At 42.5% G+C, this 15,577-nt stretch carries 14 protein-coding genes, 1 tRNA gene and 2 pseudogenes; 13 read left to right on the top strand and 4 right to left on the bottom strand.

The window, feature by feature from the left end; all coding sequences use genetic code 11:
- From L5M10_RS21465 to L5M10_RS21440, 6 genes and pseudogenes are all read left to right on the top strand, one after another.
- Nucleotides 1–228, top strand: a pseudogene (locus tag L5M10_RS21465) (IS4 family transposase); the annotation flags it as partial.
- A 6-nt stretch (nt 229–234) separates the two neighbouring features.
- Nucleotides 235–534 (top strand): annotated as a pseudogene (locus L5M10_RS21460) (IS1595 family transposase); the annotation flags it as partial.
- Nucleotides 535–776: 242 nt separating this feature from the next.
- Nucleotides 777–1,652: a tyrosine-type recombinase/integrase gene (locus L5M10_RS21455; protein ID WP_263255879.1), complete on the top strand. Its 876-nt coding sequence runs from the start codon at nt 777–779 to the stop codon at nt 1,650–1,652.
- 11 nt (nt 1,653–1,663) lie between these two features.
- Nucleotides 1,664–2,749: an IS91 family transposase gene (locus L5M10_RS21450; RefSeq protein WP_119565110.1), complete on the top strand. Its 1,086-nt coding sequence runs from the start codon at nt 1,664–1,666 to the stop codon at nt 2,747–2,749.
- Between the two features lie 233 nt (nt 2,750–2,982).
- On the top strand, nt 2,983–4,269 hold the full coding sequence (gene csm6 / locus L5M10_RS21445; protein ID WP_263255877.1) for a CRISPR-associated ring nuclease Csm6: 1,287 nt from the start codon (nt 2,983–2,985) through the stop codon (nt 4,267–4,269).
- 35 nt (nt 4,270–4,304) lie between these two features.
- Complete coding sequence (locus tag L5M10_RS21440) at nt 4,305–5,000, top strand: DUF6977 family protein (RefSeq protein WP_126513093.1); 696 nt, start codon at nt 4,305–4,307, stop codon at nt 4,998–5,000.
- A 186-nt stretch (nt 5,001–5,186) separates the two neighbouring features.
- On the opposite strand, the gene L5M10_RS21435 is transcribed toward L5M10_RS21440, so the two are convergent.
- From L5M10_RS21435 to L5M10_RS21425, 3 genes are read right to left on the bottom strand one after another with little or no spacing between them, the layout of a single operon-like run.
- A complete protein-coding gene (locus L5M10_RS21435; protein WP_263255876.1) occupies nt 5,187–8,291 on the bottom strand; it encodes a site-specific integrase in 3,105 nt (1,034 codons plus the stop codon).
- Nucleotides 8,261–10,798 carry a hypothetical protein gene (locus tag L5M10_RS21430; protein ID WP_263255875.1) on the bottom strand — a complete coding sequence of 846 codons (2,538 nt, stop codon included), beginning with the start codon at nt 10,796–10,798 and terminating at the stop codon, nt 8,261–8,263. The genes L5M10_RS21435 and L5M10_RS21430 overlap by 31 nt, the downstream gene beginning before the upstream one ends.
- Entirely contained in the window at nt 10,795–11,373 is a 579-nt protein-coding gene (locus tag L5M10_RS21425; RefSeq protein ID WP_208662574.1) for a hypothetical protein, read from the bottom strand. The genes L5M10_RS21430 and L5M10_RS21425 overlap by 4 nt, the downstream gene beginning before the upstream one ends.
- A 290-nt stretch (nt 11,374–11,663) precedes the next feature.
- Between L5M10_RS21425 and L5M10_RS21420 the strand changes: the two genes are divergently transcribed.
- The 5 genes from L5M10_RS21420 (at nt 11,664) to L5M10_RS21400 (ending at nt 14,374) form a co-directional block, all read left to right on the top strand.
- A tRNA-Val gene (locus tag L5M10_RS21420) sits at nt 11,664–11,740 on the top strand.
- 557 nt (nt 11,741–12,297) lie between these two features.
- Nucleotides 12,298–12,603: a cyclic-phosphate processing receiver domain-containing protein gene (locus L5M10_RS21415; RefSeq protein ID WP_263255874.1), complete on the top strand. Its 306-nt coding sequence runs from the start codon at nt 12,298–12,300 to the stop codon at nt 12,601–12,603.
- On the top strand, nt 12,600–13,013 hold the full coding sequence (locus L5M10_RS21410) for a hypothetical protein (RefSeq protein ID WP_263255873.1): 414 nt from the start codon (nt 12,600–12,602) through the stop codon (nt 13,011–13,013). Before L5M10_RS21415 ends, L5M10_RS21410 begins: the two co-directional genes overlap by 4 nt.
- An 8-nt stretch (nt 13,014–13,021) precedes the next feature.
- The gene (locus L5M10_RS21405; protein ID WP_263255872.1) at nt 13,022–13,621 is read left to right on the top strand and encodes a metallophosphoesterase; all 600 of its coding nucleotides are present in this window, start codon (nt 13,022–13,024) and stop codon (nt 13,619–13,621) included.
- A 72-nt stretch (nt 13,622–13,693) separates the two neighbouring features.
- The gene (locus L5M10_RS21400; protein WP_263255870.1) at nt 13,694–14,374 is read left to right on the top strand and encodes an SIR2 family NAD-dependent protein deacylase; all 681 of its coding nucleotides are present in this window, start codon (nt 13,694–13,696) and stop codon (nt 14,372–14,374) included.
- On the opposite strand, the gene L5M10_RS21395 is transcribed toward L5M10_RS21400, so the two are convergent.
- On the bottom strand, nt 14,371–14,718 hold the full coding sequence (locus L5M10_RS21395; protein WP_263255869.1) for a hypothetical protein: 348 nt from the start codon (nt 14,716–14,718) through the stop codon (nt 14,371–14,373). The genes L5M10_RS21400 and L5M10_RS21395 overlap by 4 nt on opposite strands.
- Before the next feature lie 161 nt (nt 14,719–14,879).
- Here L5M10_RS21395 and L5M10_RS21390 point away from each other — a divergent pair, with 161 nt between their 5' ends.
- Nucleotides 14,880–15,338: a hypothetical protein gene (locus L5M10_RS21390; protein WP_263255868.1), complete on the top strand. Its 459-nt coding sequence runs from the start codon at nt 14,880–14,882 to the stop codon at nt 15,336–15,338.
- Between the two features lie 58 nt (nt 15,339–15,396).
- The coding region (locus L5M10_RS21385; RefSeq protein WP_263255867.1) for a transposase at nt 15,397–15,577 on the top strand (181 nt) is incomplete at its 3' end.

The raw sequence follows: 15,577 nt of genomic DNA, 5'->3' as shown, positions 1-15,577 counted from the left end.
GTTCAATGCCTGTTGTGGCTAGTTGGTTTACACGCACAGCAACAGGGCTGGGATAAGCATTTTCAGGCCAATACCATTGGGCATCGAACGGTACTCTCAACGATTCGCTTGGGATTGGAGGTACTCAGGCGGCCTGATTATCAAATCACGGAGAAAGAATTGCTGGCGGCCTGGGTATTATTCGCCAATCAGTTGCTCAAATATGGCTATGCTATGGCTGATTTATGAGGGGATCCTTCAGAATTTAGTCGGATACGTTTAAGGCATGTAGAAAGTACTAAAGATCACATCCACCAATTCATTCAAGATGTAATAGAACCTGGTAGCACAATTTGTAGTGAGGATTCTCAAGCATAATAAAAAAGGATATTAGCATAATCGGATAGTGCTTTTAGGTTCATCTATACCTTTATGTAAAAATGGCTTTTAGGTACGTATCAAGGCTTCTTAAAGGCCAAGCAACTTGATAATTAATTAGATGAGTTTACATTTCACTTCAACAGAAAAAAGTCATATTCTCGGGGAGTATTATTCTCAGGGTGAGATTATGCTTTGTAAATTCTGTTAACATTTAGCTATTTTGTTCTTAAGTCGACTTAATGCGAGATTATTGATTGATATAAATCATCCATAATCGAATGAAATTCGTTCGACTGGATAGGTTTGTTGAACGAAGCCGCTTTGCGGCAGGAACAAGATAAAACCATCCTTTTGCCCCTCATCCTAAATACTTGCTAGACGCGACCTGCTTCGGTCGCAAACCTAGGAGTATCATCATGGACATTCACGAACAACAACGCTTTGATTTACTTTATGAACAACATCTTACCAACTTAACCTTGCAAGGCAAGCGGCCTGCAACCATTGATGCCTATAGCCGAGCTATACGCCGTATTGCGGCATATTTTGACTGCTGCCCCGATACCCTGACCACCGATGATTTAAAGCGCTATTTTGCCGACTTAATTGCCTCACATTCATGGAGCACCGTCAAACTCGACCGTAACGGCTTGCAGTTTTTCTACTTTCACGTCCTCAATAAATCTTGGCAGTGGCTTAATATTGTTAAGCCACCACAGGTGAAACACCTGCCCGATATCCTGACGCCCTGCGAGGTCGCGATGGTTATCAGCCTCACGCGTCAGCTGCGTTATCAGGTCTGTTTCTTAACCCTGTACAGCATGGGATTGCGCCTTGGTGAAGCAATTTCATTACAGGTCGGGGATATTGATGCGGGGCTGATGCAGGTGCATATCCGTGATGCTAAAGGTGGCAAGGATAGACTGGTGCCGTTACCTCAACGCACCTTGTTAGCCTTACGCTATTATTGGCGCACCCACCGTCATCCTCGTTGGCTATTTCCGGGTAAAGATAATCAACCTGACTCACTCATGGACAGAGGCGGGCTCCAAAAAGCCATGAAGCAAGTCATTGCCGAGTGCAACATTCATAAAGCCATCAGTCCGCACAGTCTACGCCACAGTTATGCCACCCATTTACTGGAGCAAGGACTCGATTTGCGCTCAGTGCAAACACTGCTTGGCCATCACAGCCTGAATACCACCGCCCGTTACACGCGGCTCACTGATATCACCCGTAAAAATACCTGTGAGGCAATTAACCAACTGACCAACGACTTAGCTTTGAGGTAGGAGTGTGGGTTATGAGCCAGTTTATCGATATTTTACGCCAACATCTGGCGGATTTTCGGCGGCGTTATGCCCATCAAATCACCCCAGAAATACATGCTGCTATCCATGCCATGCTCAGCTGTCGTTGCAACACGGCGAGGGTGAGTTGCTGGGATTGTCAAACCTGCGAGCAACAGCTTGAGTTTCCGCTCTCTTGCGGTCATCGCAGTTGCCCACAGTGCCAACATGGCACAACATGTGACTGGCTTGATAAACAACAAGCCAAGTTATTACCGGTGAATTATTTTATGGTGACCTTTACCTTGCCGTTTGAATTAAGAGCCATAGCGAAGTCGCAACCCGAGCCGTTCTATCACGCCATGTTTACCGTGGCAGCGAGTGTACTCAAAGACTTTGCCGCACGCTCCCCTAAGCTCAGTGGTGACATCGGCTTCACCGGCGTACTGCATACTCACAGTCGGCGCAGAGACTACCATCCACATCTGCACTTCATTATCCCAGCAGGGAGCTACCACTCAGGCAAGCGGCAATGGCGCAAGTGTCAAACCCATTACTTATTTAACGCCTTTAATCTTGCCAAGGTGTGGCGAGCACGTTTACTGGCTTATCTGAGTGACACGCTTCAACTCACCCTACCACATCAATCCCACTCGAAATGGGTGGTCGATTGTCAGTTCGTGGGTAAAGGCGAACCTGCACTGCAATATCTGTCGCGCTACCTTTATCGGGGCGTATTACCCGACAGCAGTATTTGTCGTCATGTCGATAATCAGGTGAGTTTTACCTATCAAGACAGTCAGGCCCGCTGCCAACAAGTACGCAGCTTGCCCGCCGTCGAATTTCTGTGGTTGGTACTGCAACATGTGTTACCCAAAGGATTACGGCGAGTACGAGACTATGGCTTACTGCGAGGCAATGCCAAAAAGCTACGGCAACAAATCCAACTGATGTTGGCTGTCGCAGGTGCAGTGTTCCCCATGTTACCTGAGGTCAAACGTACCTTAGCCGTGCGCTATTGCCCTTGCTGCCATCAAGCTATGCATTTTATGGGTGTTCATATGCATCATCGACCGACAGGCGCTAATATCACCGCTTAAGGCGAGAAGTATAAGGATAACGGGTTAACCAAACAGAATGAGGACTCGATAACAGCTTGATGAACAAGTGATAAAAATATTAGCTCGTTCGCTAAGGGCGGATCATGTCTGCAAAAAAGTCTCTTTCAAAGTACGACCTTAGCACCCTCAAATTCTCAATCAGCTATTTGCTCCACGGCACGACTACAGCTACTGGTCAGTTAACTACAACTAAAAAGATAAGGATAACGACTATGCAAAAACATATTCTTCTGGCGATTACCGGATTATCACCCCAAGTGGTTACCGAAACCCTGTACGCTATTCATCAGCAACAATTAGAATGGCCGACAGAAATCCGCCTGATCACCACTCTGACAGGTAAAAATCAAGCAAGGTTGGGGTTATTAATTCCACCGGAGGGCAAATCCCTTAACCGTCTGCAACAATTGTGTGCTGACTACAACCGCCCAGTGCCGACATTCACCGAAGCGCATATTGCGATAGTGCCCAACGCAGAGGGCCAAGAGGTGGACGATGCGCGCAGCAATGCCGATCAGGAATCCTTAGCTGATTTTATCGTTAGCCAGGTTGCGCAGCTTGCTAACGATGACGAATGCCAAATCCACGCCTCATTAGCGGGGGGGCGTAAAACCATGACTTTTTATCTGGGTTACGCGATGACCCTATTCGCCCGCCCCCAAGACCGGCTAAGTCATGTACTGGTTGATGCTCAATTCGAGGGCTTACGGGATTTTTATTACCCAACACCCGCGACCTGTGTCATCAATGGCCGAGACCAAAATACCAATCTTGATGCTGCTGACGCTAAAGTCACCCTCGCAGAAATACCCTTTATCAGCCAACGTCAGAGCCTTGCGAAAACCACGCTTGCGGCATTTGCGCACAGTCCAGCAGATCAACCGCCGAGTTACCGCGATCTAGTGCGCTATGAGAACCTGGCACAGGATCGGGATAATCTGTCACTCACCTTTAACACCAAGGATCGACTCGTCGTGCTGGGTAGCACTCAAGGTGAGGACATCAACATTGATTTCAACGATGCGCCGTTGCAGTTAGCCTTTTTTGCGATGATGGCAAGACACAGCCAATTAGCCAACCCCATAAAACTAGTTCGTTCAAAGGACGCCAATAAAACCTATGCCCATCTATTTTTACAAGAGTTAGAGCGTATAGAAGGCCTGCCAGTCACGCATATGGCCACCGAAGCTGACTACGGTTATCGCATTGAGCAATTTAGGAATCAATTTTTACGCTCAACCCAGGACCGCACCCTCGATAGCCTCAAACAGGGCATGGATGCGCAATTTTGGGATGACCGCAAAAACCAACTCAAGCAGTACCTCAGCAAGCAGTTTCCGGAATCCATGCTTGATTGCTTGTTGCCAGGACCGGTATTCAAACCCAAAAAACAAAACAGAAATCAATTTGAACCAACAGCATTTGATGGCCGAAACCCACAAGGGGCGGCATGGGGGCTATGGTTGAAGCAGACTAATATTCATTTTAATGACCAATAACAGCGGCATACACTACAAACGGAGTTCAATTAACCATGGCTAATCGCCCACTGTTTACACCACATTCTGCGTCAATTAGCACCAAAACCCATTCCGTTGAGTTTAATTGGCATCCTGGTTTAGCCGCGTCCCAAAAGCACAAATCGGTTGCAGAATTGCATCAGTCAGCTAAACAGCAAGGGCTTTGTCGCCGCCCATTAGAGGTTTCAAGCAAAAGTCTTGAACCACTTGGAATTGCGTTGAGTGCGTTTAATCTTCAAGTGCCACTGGGTAATGGTAAGCACACCTATGTTGAAAATGTCTTTCAGGCAGCAAAGGTCTTTGAGCACGCAGGGCCATTTATCGATTTGCTCTACGTCTCCCCATTGGAGGCAAAACGCGATCCCCGCTTAAAAGAGAATGGTATGCTGCAATACTTCCACGGTAATGCTGGCCATCGTTGGCCGTTGCAACCCACCACCCTGTTTTATGATTGGGTATATTTGAACGCTTTAGTTCGCAACCCGCAGCTGTGTGAACAAGTCATGGATTATGATGGTTTTACCGACATCGAGTTTAATCCCAACAAAAGCCTTAATTGTCAAGCTCAATCTGTCGCCTTGTTCATCAGCCTTACCCAAGCAGGGTTACTGCGTCAGGCTCTCGCCTCGCCGCTAGCCTTTACTGAATTAACAACCAAAGTATGGCGCGAAATTTCATCTGCAATACCGGAGCAACAAAGCTTATTATGAACTGCACACTCAGTTTGCTTAGGTTGACCGATTATCGATACTAAATAACTTAGTTGCTAATTGTGCGACATCACTTATCAGAACAATACTAAAGCGGCACACCACGGCTTTTGACTGATTAAGCCAAAATTTTAGATCATGTTACCCCAGTCATCGTGACTGACGCAGGGGGACACTATAAAGTTCTTATTCTTCTTGGTAACTCAAAATGAGCAAGAAATGCAAAAAGCTAAACAGGCTTTGATGTCGTTGTACCCGCTTATATCCGTTATTAACCAGGGCGATTTCTAGAAACCCGTTGCCATCATGTTTTCCTAAAAAGCGCCCTTCACTCTCACTTGCAACCACAAAATTACCGTCGTTAAACCCACAGCCCAAGACGGTTTTTTTCCAGCGGTTTTCAACACGCTGTGATTCTTCAATCGTCAAATCTGCACGATGAAACCTGAACTTTAAATGTCTATCTTTTAGCCCTAACAGCTGACAAAAGCGAATAAACATTCTTGACACTTTTGAGTTTGGGCACCTCAAGGCATAATCTTTTCCTGGAACGGCGTAATTTAATATCTCCATGCTCAATCTAACGTTCGCTAACGTTAACGGTTCAATCCCAACATTTTTATCGAATTTGTTACAGAGATAAATAAACACTTTGCTTGATTTGGCTAGATGCTCATCAGGCTCAGCCTCATTGTGGCTATGATTTAACTTTGGAAATGCTGGAATTAGTGGTAAAGGCTTGCCGACTCGCGGATAGAGCTGATGCACTTGTTCTGCATTATGAAGCAGTTGCTGTAATTGCTCCATAGGTACATTAAAATGTTGAGACGATTCAATAACTGAACAAACTTTCAGCGCATTGAGTGCTTTAGCCCAGGTGAGACTGCTGATCTCTATATTGGGTTTTATATCCAAAACAAACGTCGATAATGTTGGTCTAAATAGTGATGAGGCCAATGACGCAGGTTTAATTGCGAGTTTGGCTTCAATATCGCGAGTGTAATAAATAACCCTTTCAGCCAAACTGAGTCCCTGCTCTGGTTCTAGTAAGGATACGCGTCCGACACATTCAGATGTAAAATACTTAGTTAACGCAAAACGTGGCGTTAACTCAAGGTAATACAAGATGTCTTTAAGGTGTAGATAGCTGTTTAGGGTAGATTGAACATCTTTATGTCCCAAGAGGTGCGCTAACATGAACATCTTTTTGCGGGTATTCATATGGTGACGCAATCTTGTTTGTAGCCGCTCAAGATAGTCATGATTGAATAGCTCATGGTCGAACATCGTTAGCTGCGTTTTTCCCTGCTTAATAAGTTTTGGGTTTAAACGACACCAGGTCCAATTGGCAAAACTATGACGAAGATGATGAACGCGTAAACTATAATCTTGAGTATAATGCCGAATTAAATCGGTTATTAAATCATAAGCTTGATTGACTAATTTGGGGTTATCAAACAACAGAGCTTTTTTATTTGCCTTAGAGTTTTGATGAATTTGGTGTTGTATTCGTAACTTTTGAAGTGCAGATTTTGGCCAAAGTGCGTCTAACGGTAATTCACGACGTGCCGAAGTTGTTTTCAAAGTACGATGTTTATTTGGTCGGACTGAAAGCTGTACATAATCAAATTGCTCATCATCTGGTGCTGATAATGCAAAAGATAGGTCTGCCCAGGTTAACTTTGCAGTTTCATTTCTGCGCAAACCAGTAAAAAAGCAAAAACACAACAAAAAATAGGCATATTGATAGATAAGTCCCTCTTCAACATGCTTTGTTAAATATTTCAATACTTCATCGATATGTGTGGCGGATATCAAATTAGCATCGACTTCACTGGAGCTGCCCACAACATCAATATCTGATAGGCATAAGTCACGAACTAGGTTGGTCTCAATTAAAAATTGCGCGAAGTAATAGACATATTTTTTTCGTTGAGCTGAAGTAAATAATTCAGCGGCTTCGTTTAGCTTATTCGCCCAATCTTCACCGGATAGTAAACCGATGTCAGAGGTACAAAATTCTGTAAGAAATGGTTTGCTAAAACTTTTCACGTAATCAACCGTAGTTGATACTTTTAATCGGTGCTTATAAGTGCCACCATTTTTTAACAATGATAGTAGCCATGAACATAACATCCACAAATAGGGATTAGCGGTGACTTCAGATGACTTAAGCACCTCACTTATAAAAGCGATACAATTTGCACGTGGTGCGTTGCTTTCATCAAGACCGCTTAACCTTAAAAAAATATCATCGAGTTGCCTTAAGGTGACATCGATAGCGATAAAGCTGTGGTGTTGCTTGATAACCTTCCGCCATGGTTTAAGTTCATTTGCCCCTTCCCGCATTGTGCCTAAAAGATGGGGAGCTGAATAAAGACATGCTTTATCGGTTAGAACACGCATAAAAGCATGTTCTGGTAATGCCTGACTGACACTGGGTAAACAGTACATTTGATACTGTACAGGCCCGTAACGGATAACATTGTCGATTTTTCGTAAAGTACGCAATTTAAGGATCGATAAATCTGACCAATCAAATTCTGACGTTATATTTAAATACTTAATAATGCACGCGGCTATTTTGATTGAACCTTGCTTTAAGCTAGACAATTGTTGCAAAGCCATGACCGCAACATCACTCAATACAAATCGAGTAGACGCGGCGTTAGTCTGCTGAGACTGCCAATAGCAAATGCCTCCTACATAAAAAACATTGTTTGGGGTCTCCAGTATTGAGAGTAGTTCTTCGGTTTTGCTGACATTGACAGTCAAATAGACTAAAAGTGCAGCCCGCCCTATTTTTTGTTCTGAAGTCAGTGTTCTGTGTGGTGTGATGAGTTCTTTATCTAAAAGTGCATAAATCCTCTCTACAATTGGCAACTTTACAAGTTCTACCGGCGTTAATATGGGCTTATCACGCTTTAATGTCACGATAGCCGGTATATTAGGAGAATCTATGCCATGATGTTTTTTTGCGTAATTCAGTATTGACTGCAATATCAATAACTGAACTTGTTTATTCAGGACCGCAGGTTTTAATTGAGCAATTAAATCCGTTAGCTCCTCAGGCAACACTTTTGTTTCTGACAGTATGAATCGTGTTTTTACATGCCCAAGTAATTGTTTATACGATAAAAAAAACGCATCTTTAACCTTATTTTGCTTTTCCTTATCAATCGTATGGCCGTTTTGTTTTACGAAAGCATCAAAAACTTCGCGGTATAGAGGATGTAACTTTCCCTGGCTATAGAGCTGATTTATAAAATAACGGATTTTAGTGGTAGCCATCCTACCTCCTCAAATAACTCATCAAGCACGGGAACGATATCGTTGATGGCTTCTACATGACTTAATGCTGAATAATGGCCTAGCGGCACTTCACCAGCTTGCCAATGACCCATTTGAAAGTTGATCAGTTCAGGCGTGATATTTTTCTCAAGTAAGTGCGATTTTAACCAATGGCGCCCTGCATTAGAGGGAAGCAATATTGCATCTCGGCAATAATTGACGAGTGCTGACGGAGATAGATTCTGGGTAACAACACTGGTTCCTTGCTGATGAAAAAAGAAGAACGGGCCTTGTTCCTTACGTGAGTTTCGAATGACTTTGTACCATTGAGACGCTTGCGAGTAATTAAAACTGAGCACGTGTTGATCAACATCCACTATGCGATCAATCCTACTGCATAACTTGGGCATCAACACCCGTAATAATGAACGTAAACATCCTAAGTGACGCTTATATTCTTTAAGTTGTGTTGCTAAAGCAGTGGGGACTGCAACTATCCGGGAATGGCTGAAGTCTGAATCGTCTTTGTCACTTATACCCATTAAATTTAACGATGGCAAAAACAAGGCAAATGTCGGTAACGGATTCCAAGCCGCTCGATAACCCGTTCCAAATAGCAACATCCAGGCAGTGTAAGCCGTAAACGCATTATGATATTCGATGATATCAACTAATCGGTGCTGAAAACTGGGTTTAGATGACAAAACACGTTGAGTTAAAGAGTTAATTAAAGTCGATACCACCGTTTTGGTTGGCGTAAATGACGAGCCTATAAATTGATCGCATTGGCTCAAATGACGTAAATCGAAGAGTGAGATTGACAACGGTTTACCTGAGTATAATTCAATGTCTTGTTCAACACTTTTCCATAGTTTGTCGAGTTGTTGACTCCGGGCATGATCTCTCAGATTTGCATAACTTCTAGCCACGCGAGTCGTGTACATGTTTACTGCATAGCTGTAGTCGATATAAATAGGATCGATAACATCCGTGGAGTTGAGATAATAACTAGTGAAGTTGACGAGGCGACGAACACTTAAGCGACCCGAGCTGTGCCGATCTGATATTTTCTTCAACTTTTTTGCAACGTTATCGATAATAACCTGAGTATTCTCTTCGTTAATGATTGGTCCATTGGCTCTTGCCCCCATGTTTTTGACAATCAACTTGAGTAAAAAGTCAGGGCATGCTGTAAATACATCTTCTTTAATTGGCCTTAACCCAACATTATCAAGCTTAGATTTGGCTGAATGGCTGACATAGAATAACCACCAACCTTGTCCAAATTCATCGATGTACAGTCCTTGTTGTTTTGCACGAAGATCTGTAAACACGGCTAAATTGTGTATCTCTTCAATCGATTTACTCAATAACATCATCAGCCACATCACAATTGCGGTTTCAAGGTTGACAGGTTGATTAGCTAACTTGATCAGTTTATTAATGAGAAGATTTAGCTCTTCTGGCATGAGTAACTGAGTATTTTGCAAGCCCATGTTATGAGACCGACGAACACTCGCGGTTACATCAATTGCGGTTCTACTTTGAACATGTTTATTGAATGGGATCGCTGTATCTAATAGTTCGGTTTTATCTCGCTGTGTGTTGACGTCACGATTGTTAACAACAAAAGTCTGTGCTGCATATTGGTCATCATCATCTAACCCGTCACTATTGGGCAACGAGGGTTTGCCAGGAATTAATGCAAATGTGTCGTCGTGAGCCCCTACAATGGGGATCGCAATAGGATCTTTATAGCGTTTTGGGACTCTGTCGGAAGGAGATCCTCTGCGAGTAAAATGCTTAGGTTGTTCCCAATCATTATAAAAAAAATGACACAGCATTCTTAGATAGTTTTTATGCACTAAATAGGGCCAAGTCTCTTTGCTGATAAGGTATTGGTCAATTTGGTTGGCAATAGAAATTGGTGAATCTAACGCTGTTTTGGGTATCGACTCACGTACGAAATTGAACTCAGCAACATTCGTTTTCATAAAGAGCCTGAAATTGGCGCAGGCATCCTCTTCCCTTGTGGATGACGCTCTTGCGAGGTCATGATCTCTGAGGGTATCTAACACAGAATAATAGTGCTTTATAAATGCAGCCAATAACTCACATGATTTTATCGTGAAATGGTATTCATGAGACTTGAGCAATAGAACATAAAACGGATATTCACTACACCAACCATTTTTATAACTATTTCGATGGTATTCACTGTTGATTGATTTATCATCGGCTTCAAAGCTGTAGTTGTGTAAGGCATCGAAAATATAAGGTGCTAGGTGCAAATCTTTCATTATGGATTCAGCAGAATGAAATGAATGCATCCTTACACGAACGACTAAGTCAATAAGTTGTTTGAAACCTCCGAGTGATTCAGGGGCAAATACTCGTTCAATCAGTTCTTCTAAATCTTCGAGTACTTCATCTTTGCCAATACCTAGCATCATATGGTTGCAATAACGACAAATGTGCTCATGTAGGTGCTGTTTGAGTTTTGTCATTTTAACTTCACGGTCTTCGTACTGATGTGTAACCACTCACACAGCTGCGTTTTGGTTTTGATCATCGGAAACAGGGATTGCCATTGCGGAGAATTGAATACGGATGGGTTAGCAACTGATGTAAACAATGTTGAAAGTGTTTGAGTAATTGTGTCACCCGTGACATCAACAAACTGTTTAAGCAATGGCCGGACAAGATCATTAAGTATTAATAAGCGAAGAATTTCTTTATTTGGACGTCGAGGTAAAACGAGACAAGGTACTAGTGATTTGTCATTTACCGTATAAATTTTACAGAGTTTTTGAAATGTCAATAAGCCAGAAATCAAGCGATAGTAACCCGCCTCTGTTTTGCTTACCAATAAGGGGACTTGATAGGAATCCAATAGTATCGAGGCTGATGACTCAAAGCCGTCATCTGAGCTTGGTTTCAATGTACTAAGTAGATTAAAAGACTCACAAAAAATTTTTAGCTCTCTGTCTAGTTGTATTTGATGAAATGCAACTTTCTCGAGTTTTACATCAACTAGCAACCTATCTAAGCTTGCCTTGAAATGCTCTGCATGAATGTTCATCACTCACCGTCCATTACGAAATAGTGGTCAATTTCGACATTGATAGCTTGTGCCTATTCCGTGCCAATTTCAAGAATTAAATACAGGTAAAATCTCTAAAAACTGTTAGTAAAAGCAAGTGGCGGCAGAGATTAAAGCCCTGTTAATTAGCAATTTAATTGATTATTATGGGATTTATCGGTTTAATGTTAAACGTTAGAGAACGTCTTGACATGGTAGGGGTCGGTGGTTCGAGTCCACTCGGGTGTACCACTCTCTTCAAAGAGTCTAAAWTTTGAAATTCAAACAGTGCACCCGTAGCTCAGTTGGTTAGAGCACTACCTTGACATGGTAGGGGTCGGTGGTTCGAGTCCACTCGGGTGTACCATTTCTTGCTTTAACTCCCTTAAAAACCTCAATTTAATATAATCAACCATCAATATGCTTAATTTTTATTTGTGCCTAAGATAAAATCTTCGTGCATGTTCATGGTTTTTCCATAAACATTCAAACATGCCCCTCCCTTCGGCTCTGCCTGATTTTGCCTCTATTGCTTAATCCACATTTACCGGAATTTCCCTCAAATTCGCCGTTTTTCTGAATTTGTGCCCATTTCGTGCCAAACCTGTTGGCACAAGATGCTTTTGACGATTTTTTTGTTGACCCCCACCCTAGTTGGCACACAACAGCAGCTTAAAATTCAAATCAGCTTGAATCTAGCAAAGAAATTATCCGAAAAATGAATAAAATTTTTGTTTTATCTAAATGTTTGGAAGTGAAAGTCGATTAAAAAATTGAATAACGATTCTTGTTTCTTAGTAGGCAAAAATAGGATTGTTACGGACTAATCGGTGCGACACAACAGTGAGAACTAAAAACGACATTACTTGTCGTCTCGCTGAATACACTATGTTCATTAATGAGAATGAACGATGAAAACTGTACATGATGAAAATATTTTTGGATGATGAACGACTCGCTCCTACTGGCTGGCTACAAGTTCGATGGCCAGATGAGGTTATCTCCTATTTAGCCAAAGGCATGGTAACCGATATTAGCCTAGACCATGATTTAGGGGATGATGCTAGAGGTACTGGCTACGATGTGCTGCTTTGGATTGAGCAAGCTATTGTTGATACGGGCTTTCAGCCTCCGAAAATTAATGTACATACGAGTAATCCTGCAGCAAGAATAAGAATGCTTGCTGCAGTAGAACAGATCACCCGCCTAGCTGAAATGAAATCACAATGACTGCACCTACAGTTGCACCTTTACTTTTATTGTCCGGCGATCCATTTCATCTGCTTGGCCAACTTTCAGCCTTTCATAGTCTGAAGCTAATTTGTCGGCTCAAACAAATCCTACCAGCTCACGTTGGTCGAACTGTCTCGAGTCATGCTGGCATCCCCGTGATCGCAGCAGATTTTGAATTGCGGATCATCGCAGAGGCATATAATTGTTTTGAGAATTTTGATGTTGAAATCTATTTGACGTTTCAGAGAGATCGCGATGCTTGGATGCATTATCAACAGAAGGCTAATGAAATGATTAAGTTAGGCCATTCGGTGTTAGTAACGGCTGAAGTCTATAGCCACATTGACGGCTCGATATGTTTGTATGATCCACTACTCACACCAACCGATATGCCTTTTATTCAATAGGACTAACAATGAAACTGCTCCATGTTTCCGATCTGCATTTCAACCAAGTTCAAATGCTATGGGTTACCGACAATGCATCCAAAGCTGACGTTGTTTGTCTAACAGGTGACTTCATTGATAGTCGATACAACTGCCCTACACCAATCGATGAGCAAGTGGCCGTTATCTCATGCTGGTTAACACAGTTCAATCGTCCTATTTTTGTATGCTCGGGCAATCATGATCAATTAGGTGATGAACTCAATTCAACCTGGTTAAGGGAAATTGAGGGGATCTATGCAGATCACGCTATCGCCTCAATCAATGGAGTGATATTCGGCAGCGCGCCATATGGTACATCTGACTTCACACCATTTTCTCGATGCAATGTACTGCTTCACCACGAGCCGCCTTCAGGCCTTAGTGTCGCGAAGCAATCGGGGCGAGATTTTGGCTCAAGGGACCTAACAACGGCAATTAAATCGGGCACCTTGTCTCTTGTATGGTTACTGACAGGTCACGTTCATCAACCAGAGAAGTGCGCCTCCAAATTTCGCGGGTGCAGCATTTCAAATCCTGGAGCCAACAGTAAGAGTGAAGTCCCTAATCATCATTGGATCCGTATTTAAGCGCGCCTCAATGCTTTGAAGTACGCACAAAATTGTTCCATTAAAAATCATGACATCTTAGGAGAGGTTATTTTGAATAAACCCGAGATTGATCCAAACCATATTGTCGTTTTTACTGGAGCAGGAATATCAGCGGATCAGCTAGCGACATTTACTGATGATAATGGACTGTGGTTGAAGTATCGGATTGAAGAGGTTTCTTCTGCTCACGCCTTAAAAGCGTACCCAGAAAAAGTTATCGATTTCTATAATTTCCGCAAACAGGAAGTGTTGTCAGCACACCCTAATCCAGCACACATTGCCATTGCCGAACTTGAAAAAAAATACCGGGTTAGTGTTGTAACCAGTAATGTGGATAATCTTCACGAACGAGCAGGCTCAACTCAGGTTTATCACGTTCACGGAAGTCTATTTGAGGCACGGCATTTAGAGAGTGATGTTTCATTTAGCATCGGCGATAGGCTTTATTCGCTCGAGAATAATGAAAGGCCTCACGTCGTTTTATATGGGGAGCGGGTTCCTAATCTTTATGAGGTAAAAAAACTATTCAAAACAGCATCTAAGGTTTTGATTATTGGCACTTCCCTTACTGTAAAACCTGTATGTAATCTTCCCAAATATGCACGCGGCAGAGCAGAAAAAATTCTAGTCTCTAAACATATCAACAAACGTCCTTATGGTTTTGAGTTCATACCCTTAGATGCAATTATTGCTGTGCCTCTGATAGTAAAACGCTGGCTTAATCAACATTAATGGCGACCAACTCGCTCCCCACCTACTTTAGCCAACATTGTTTCTACGATATCACTTGATGACCATTGAAAAGAAATGAAGGATTTTTCGATTTTGAAAAACCCATGTGGCATCCCCTTGGAAATATCGTAATCATCCAGCATGGATGCAAAGACCCTATCCAACGCGATTTTTGATTCAAATGACACATTCTCATCAGCATCAACCAAACGCCACTTTTGGTAACTTGCATTTGAATAAGGAGGCTCTTGGCTACACGTACCAATAAAAATATATCCGTTCATACTGGCAAGTGTTGGGCAGAGATCCAGTATCTCTTTGATAACACACGTTACCGATTTCATATCTAGCTCCGATTGGGGTTTCATTGATACTACTTAGAGATACGACATCTAACGGCTAAAACAATTCTAGAACCATGAATGACATTATATGACTCTGGTCAATATATCATAGCCGTTAGTCATGAATAATAGCGAAATTCCCTTCGAGGTTATGGTGTTACATGCAAGAAAATGATCCCGCAAACGAGCTCCGTCGCAAAAGTGCAATTTTTAGAAATTTGTTTATGTTGGATAACCTTCCAACTTTCCCTGCTCGTGGTATGACATTGTCCGAAATTCATACCTTACTGGAAGATGAAGGATTTGAACTGTCAACGAGGACGATTCAACGAGACCTTAGAATGATTTCTGAATGGGCAAACCTAGGATATGAGGACGATGACCTAGGATATCGACGCTGGTTCCGAGATTTAAAAAAGCGAAATGTGCTCGATATTCTTCCCACGTCAGAAGCATTCATGCTGGTGCTGTCGGAGCAGCTACTGCGGAGAGTATTACCTCTACATCAGAGTGACAAACTTGAAGCATGGTTAAATCAGGCCAATGTAACACTATCCTCAAAACACCTCTATGCGAACTGGATGAAAAAAGTTCGGGTTGTCTCTGTAGTGGCACACTAATTTTGGCCACCTAAATAGAGGTGATATTATTACCTCGTAGATGACTTTAGGTGAACACATGAGATCGACAACCAGAAAAACATTTAGTGCTGAATTCAAACTTGAAGCAGCCCAATTAGTCCTCGATAAAAACCATAGCATCATCGAAGCTGCAAAGGCGATGAACGTTGGTAAGTCCACTATGGATAAATGGGTGAGACAGTTAAAACTAGAACGCCAGGGTGGCACACCAACACCAA

Source organism: Shewanella sp. SM32 (assembly GCF_025654235.1).
Lineage (GTDB): Bacteria > Pseudomonadota > Gammaproteobacteria > Enterobacterales > Shewanellaceae > Shewanella > Shewanella oncorhynchi.
This window is presented reverse-complemented; position numbering and strand designations above follow the sequence as displayed.

Bases quoted from the DNA above. Each gene is read 5' to 3' on its own strand.
- L5M10_RS21425 (WP_208662574.1), bottom strand. From the start codon at position 11,373: ATGAACATTCATGCAGAGCATTTCAAGGCAAGCTTAGATAGGTTGCTA.
- L5M10_RS21450 (WP_119565110.1), top strand. From the start codon at position 1,664: ATGAGCCAGTTTATCGATATTTTACGCCAACATCTGGCGGATTTTCGG.
- L5M10_RS21455 (WP_263255879.1), top strand. From the start codon at position 777: ATGGACATTCACGAACAACAACGCTTTGATTTACTTTATGAACAACAT.
- csm6 (WP_263255877.1), top strand. From the start codon at position 2,983: ATGCAAAAACATATTCTTCTGGCGATTACCGGATTATCACCCCAAGTG.
- L5M10_RS21435 (WP_263255876.1), bottom strand. From the start codon at position 8,291: ATGGCTACCACTAAAATCCGTTATTTTATAAATCAGCTCTATAGCCAG.
- L5M10_RS21415 (WP_263255874.1), top strand. From the start codon at position 12,298: ATGATGAAAATATTTTTGGATGATGAACGACTCGCTCCTACTGGCTGG.
- L5M10_RS21395 (WP_263255869.1), bottom strand. From the start codon at position 14,718: ATGAAATCGGTAACGTGTGTTATCAAAGAGATACTGGATCTCTGCCCA.
- L5M10_RS21440 (WP_126513093.1), top strand. From the start codon at position 4,305: ATGGCTAATCGCCCACTGTTTACACCACATTCTGCGTCAATTAGCACC.
- L5M10_RS21410 (WP_263255873.1), top strand. From the start codon at position 12,600: ATGACTGCACCTACAGTTGCACCTTTACTTTTATTGTCCGGCGATCCA.
- L5M10_RS21430 (WP_263255875.1), bottom strand. From the start codon at position 10,798: ATGACAAAACTCAAACAGCACCTACATGAGCACATTTGTCGTTATTGC.
- L5M10_RS21390 (WP_263255868.1), top strand. From the start codon at position 14,880: ATGCAAGAAAATGATCCCGCAAACGAGCTCCGTCGCAAAAGTGCAATT.
- L5M10_RS21405 (WP_263255872.1), top strand. From the start codon at position 13,022: ATGAAACTGCTCCATGTTTCCGATCTGCATTTCAACCAAGTTCAAATG.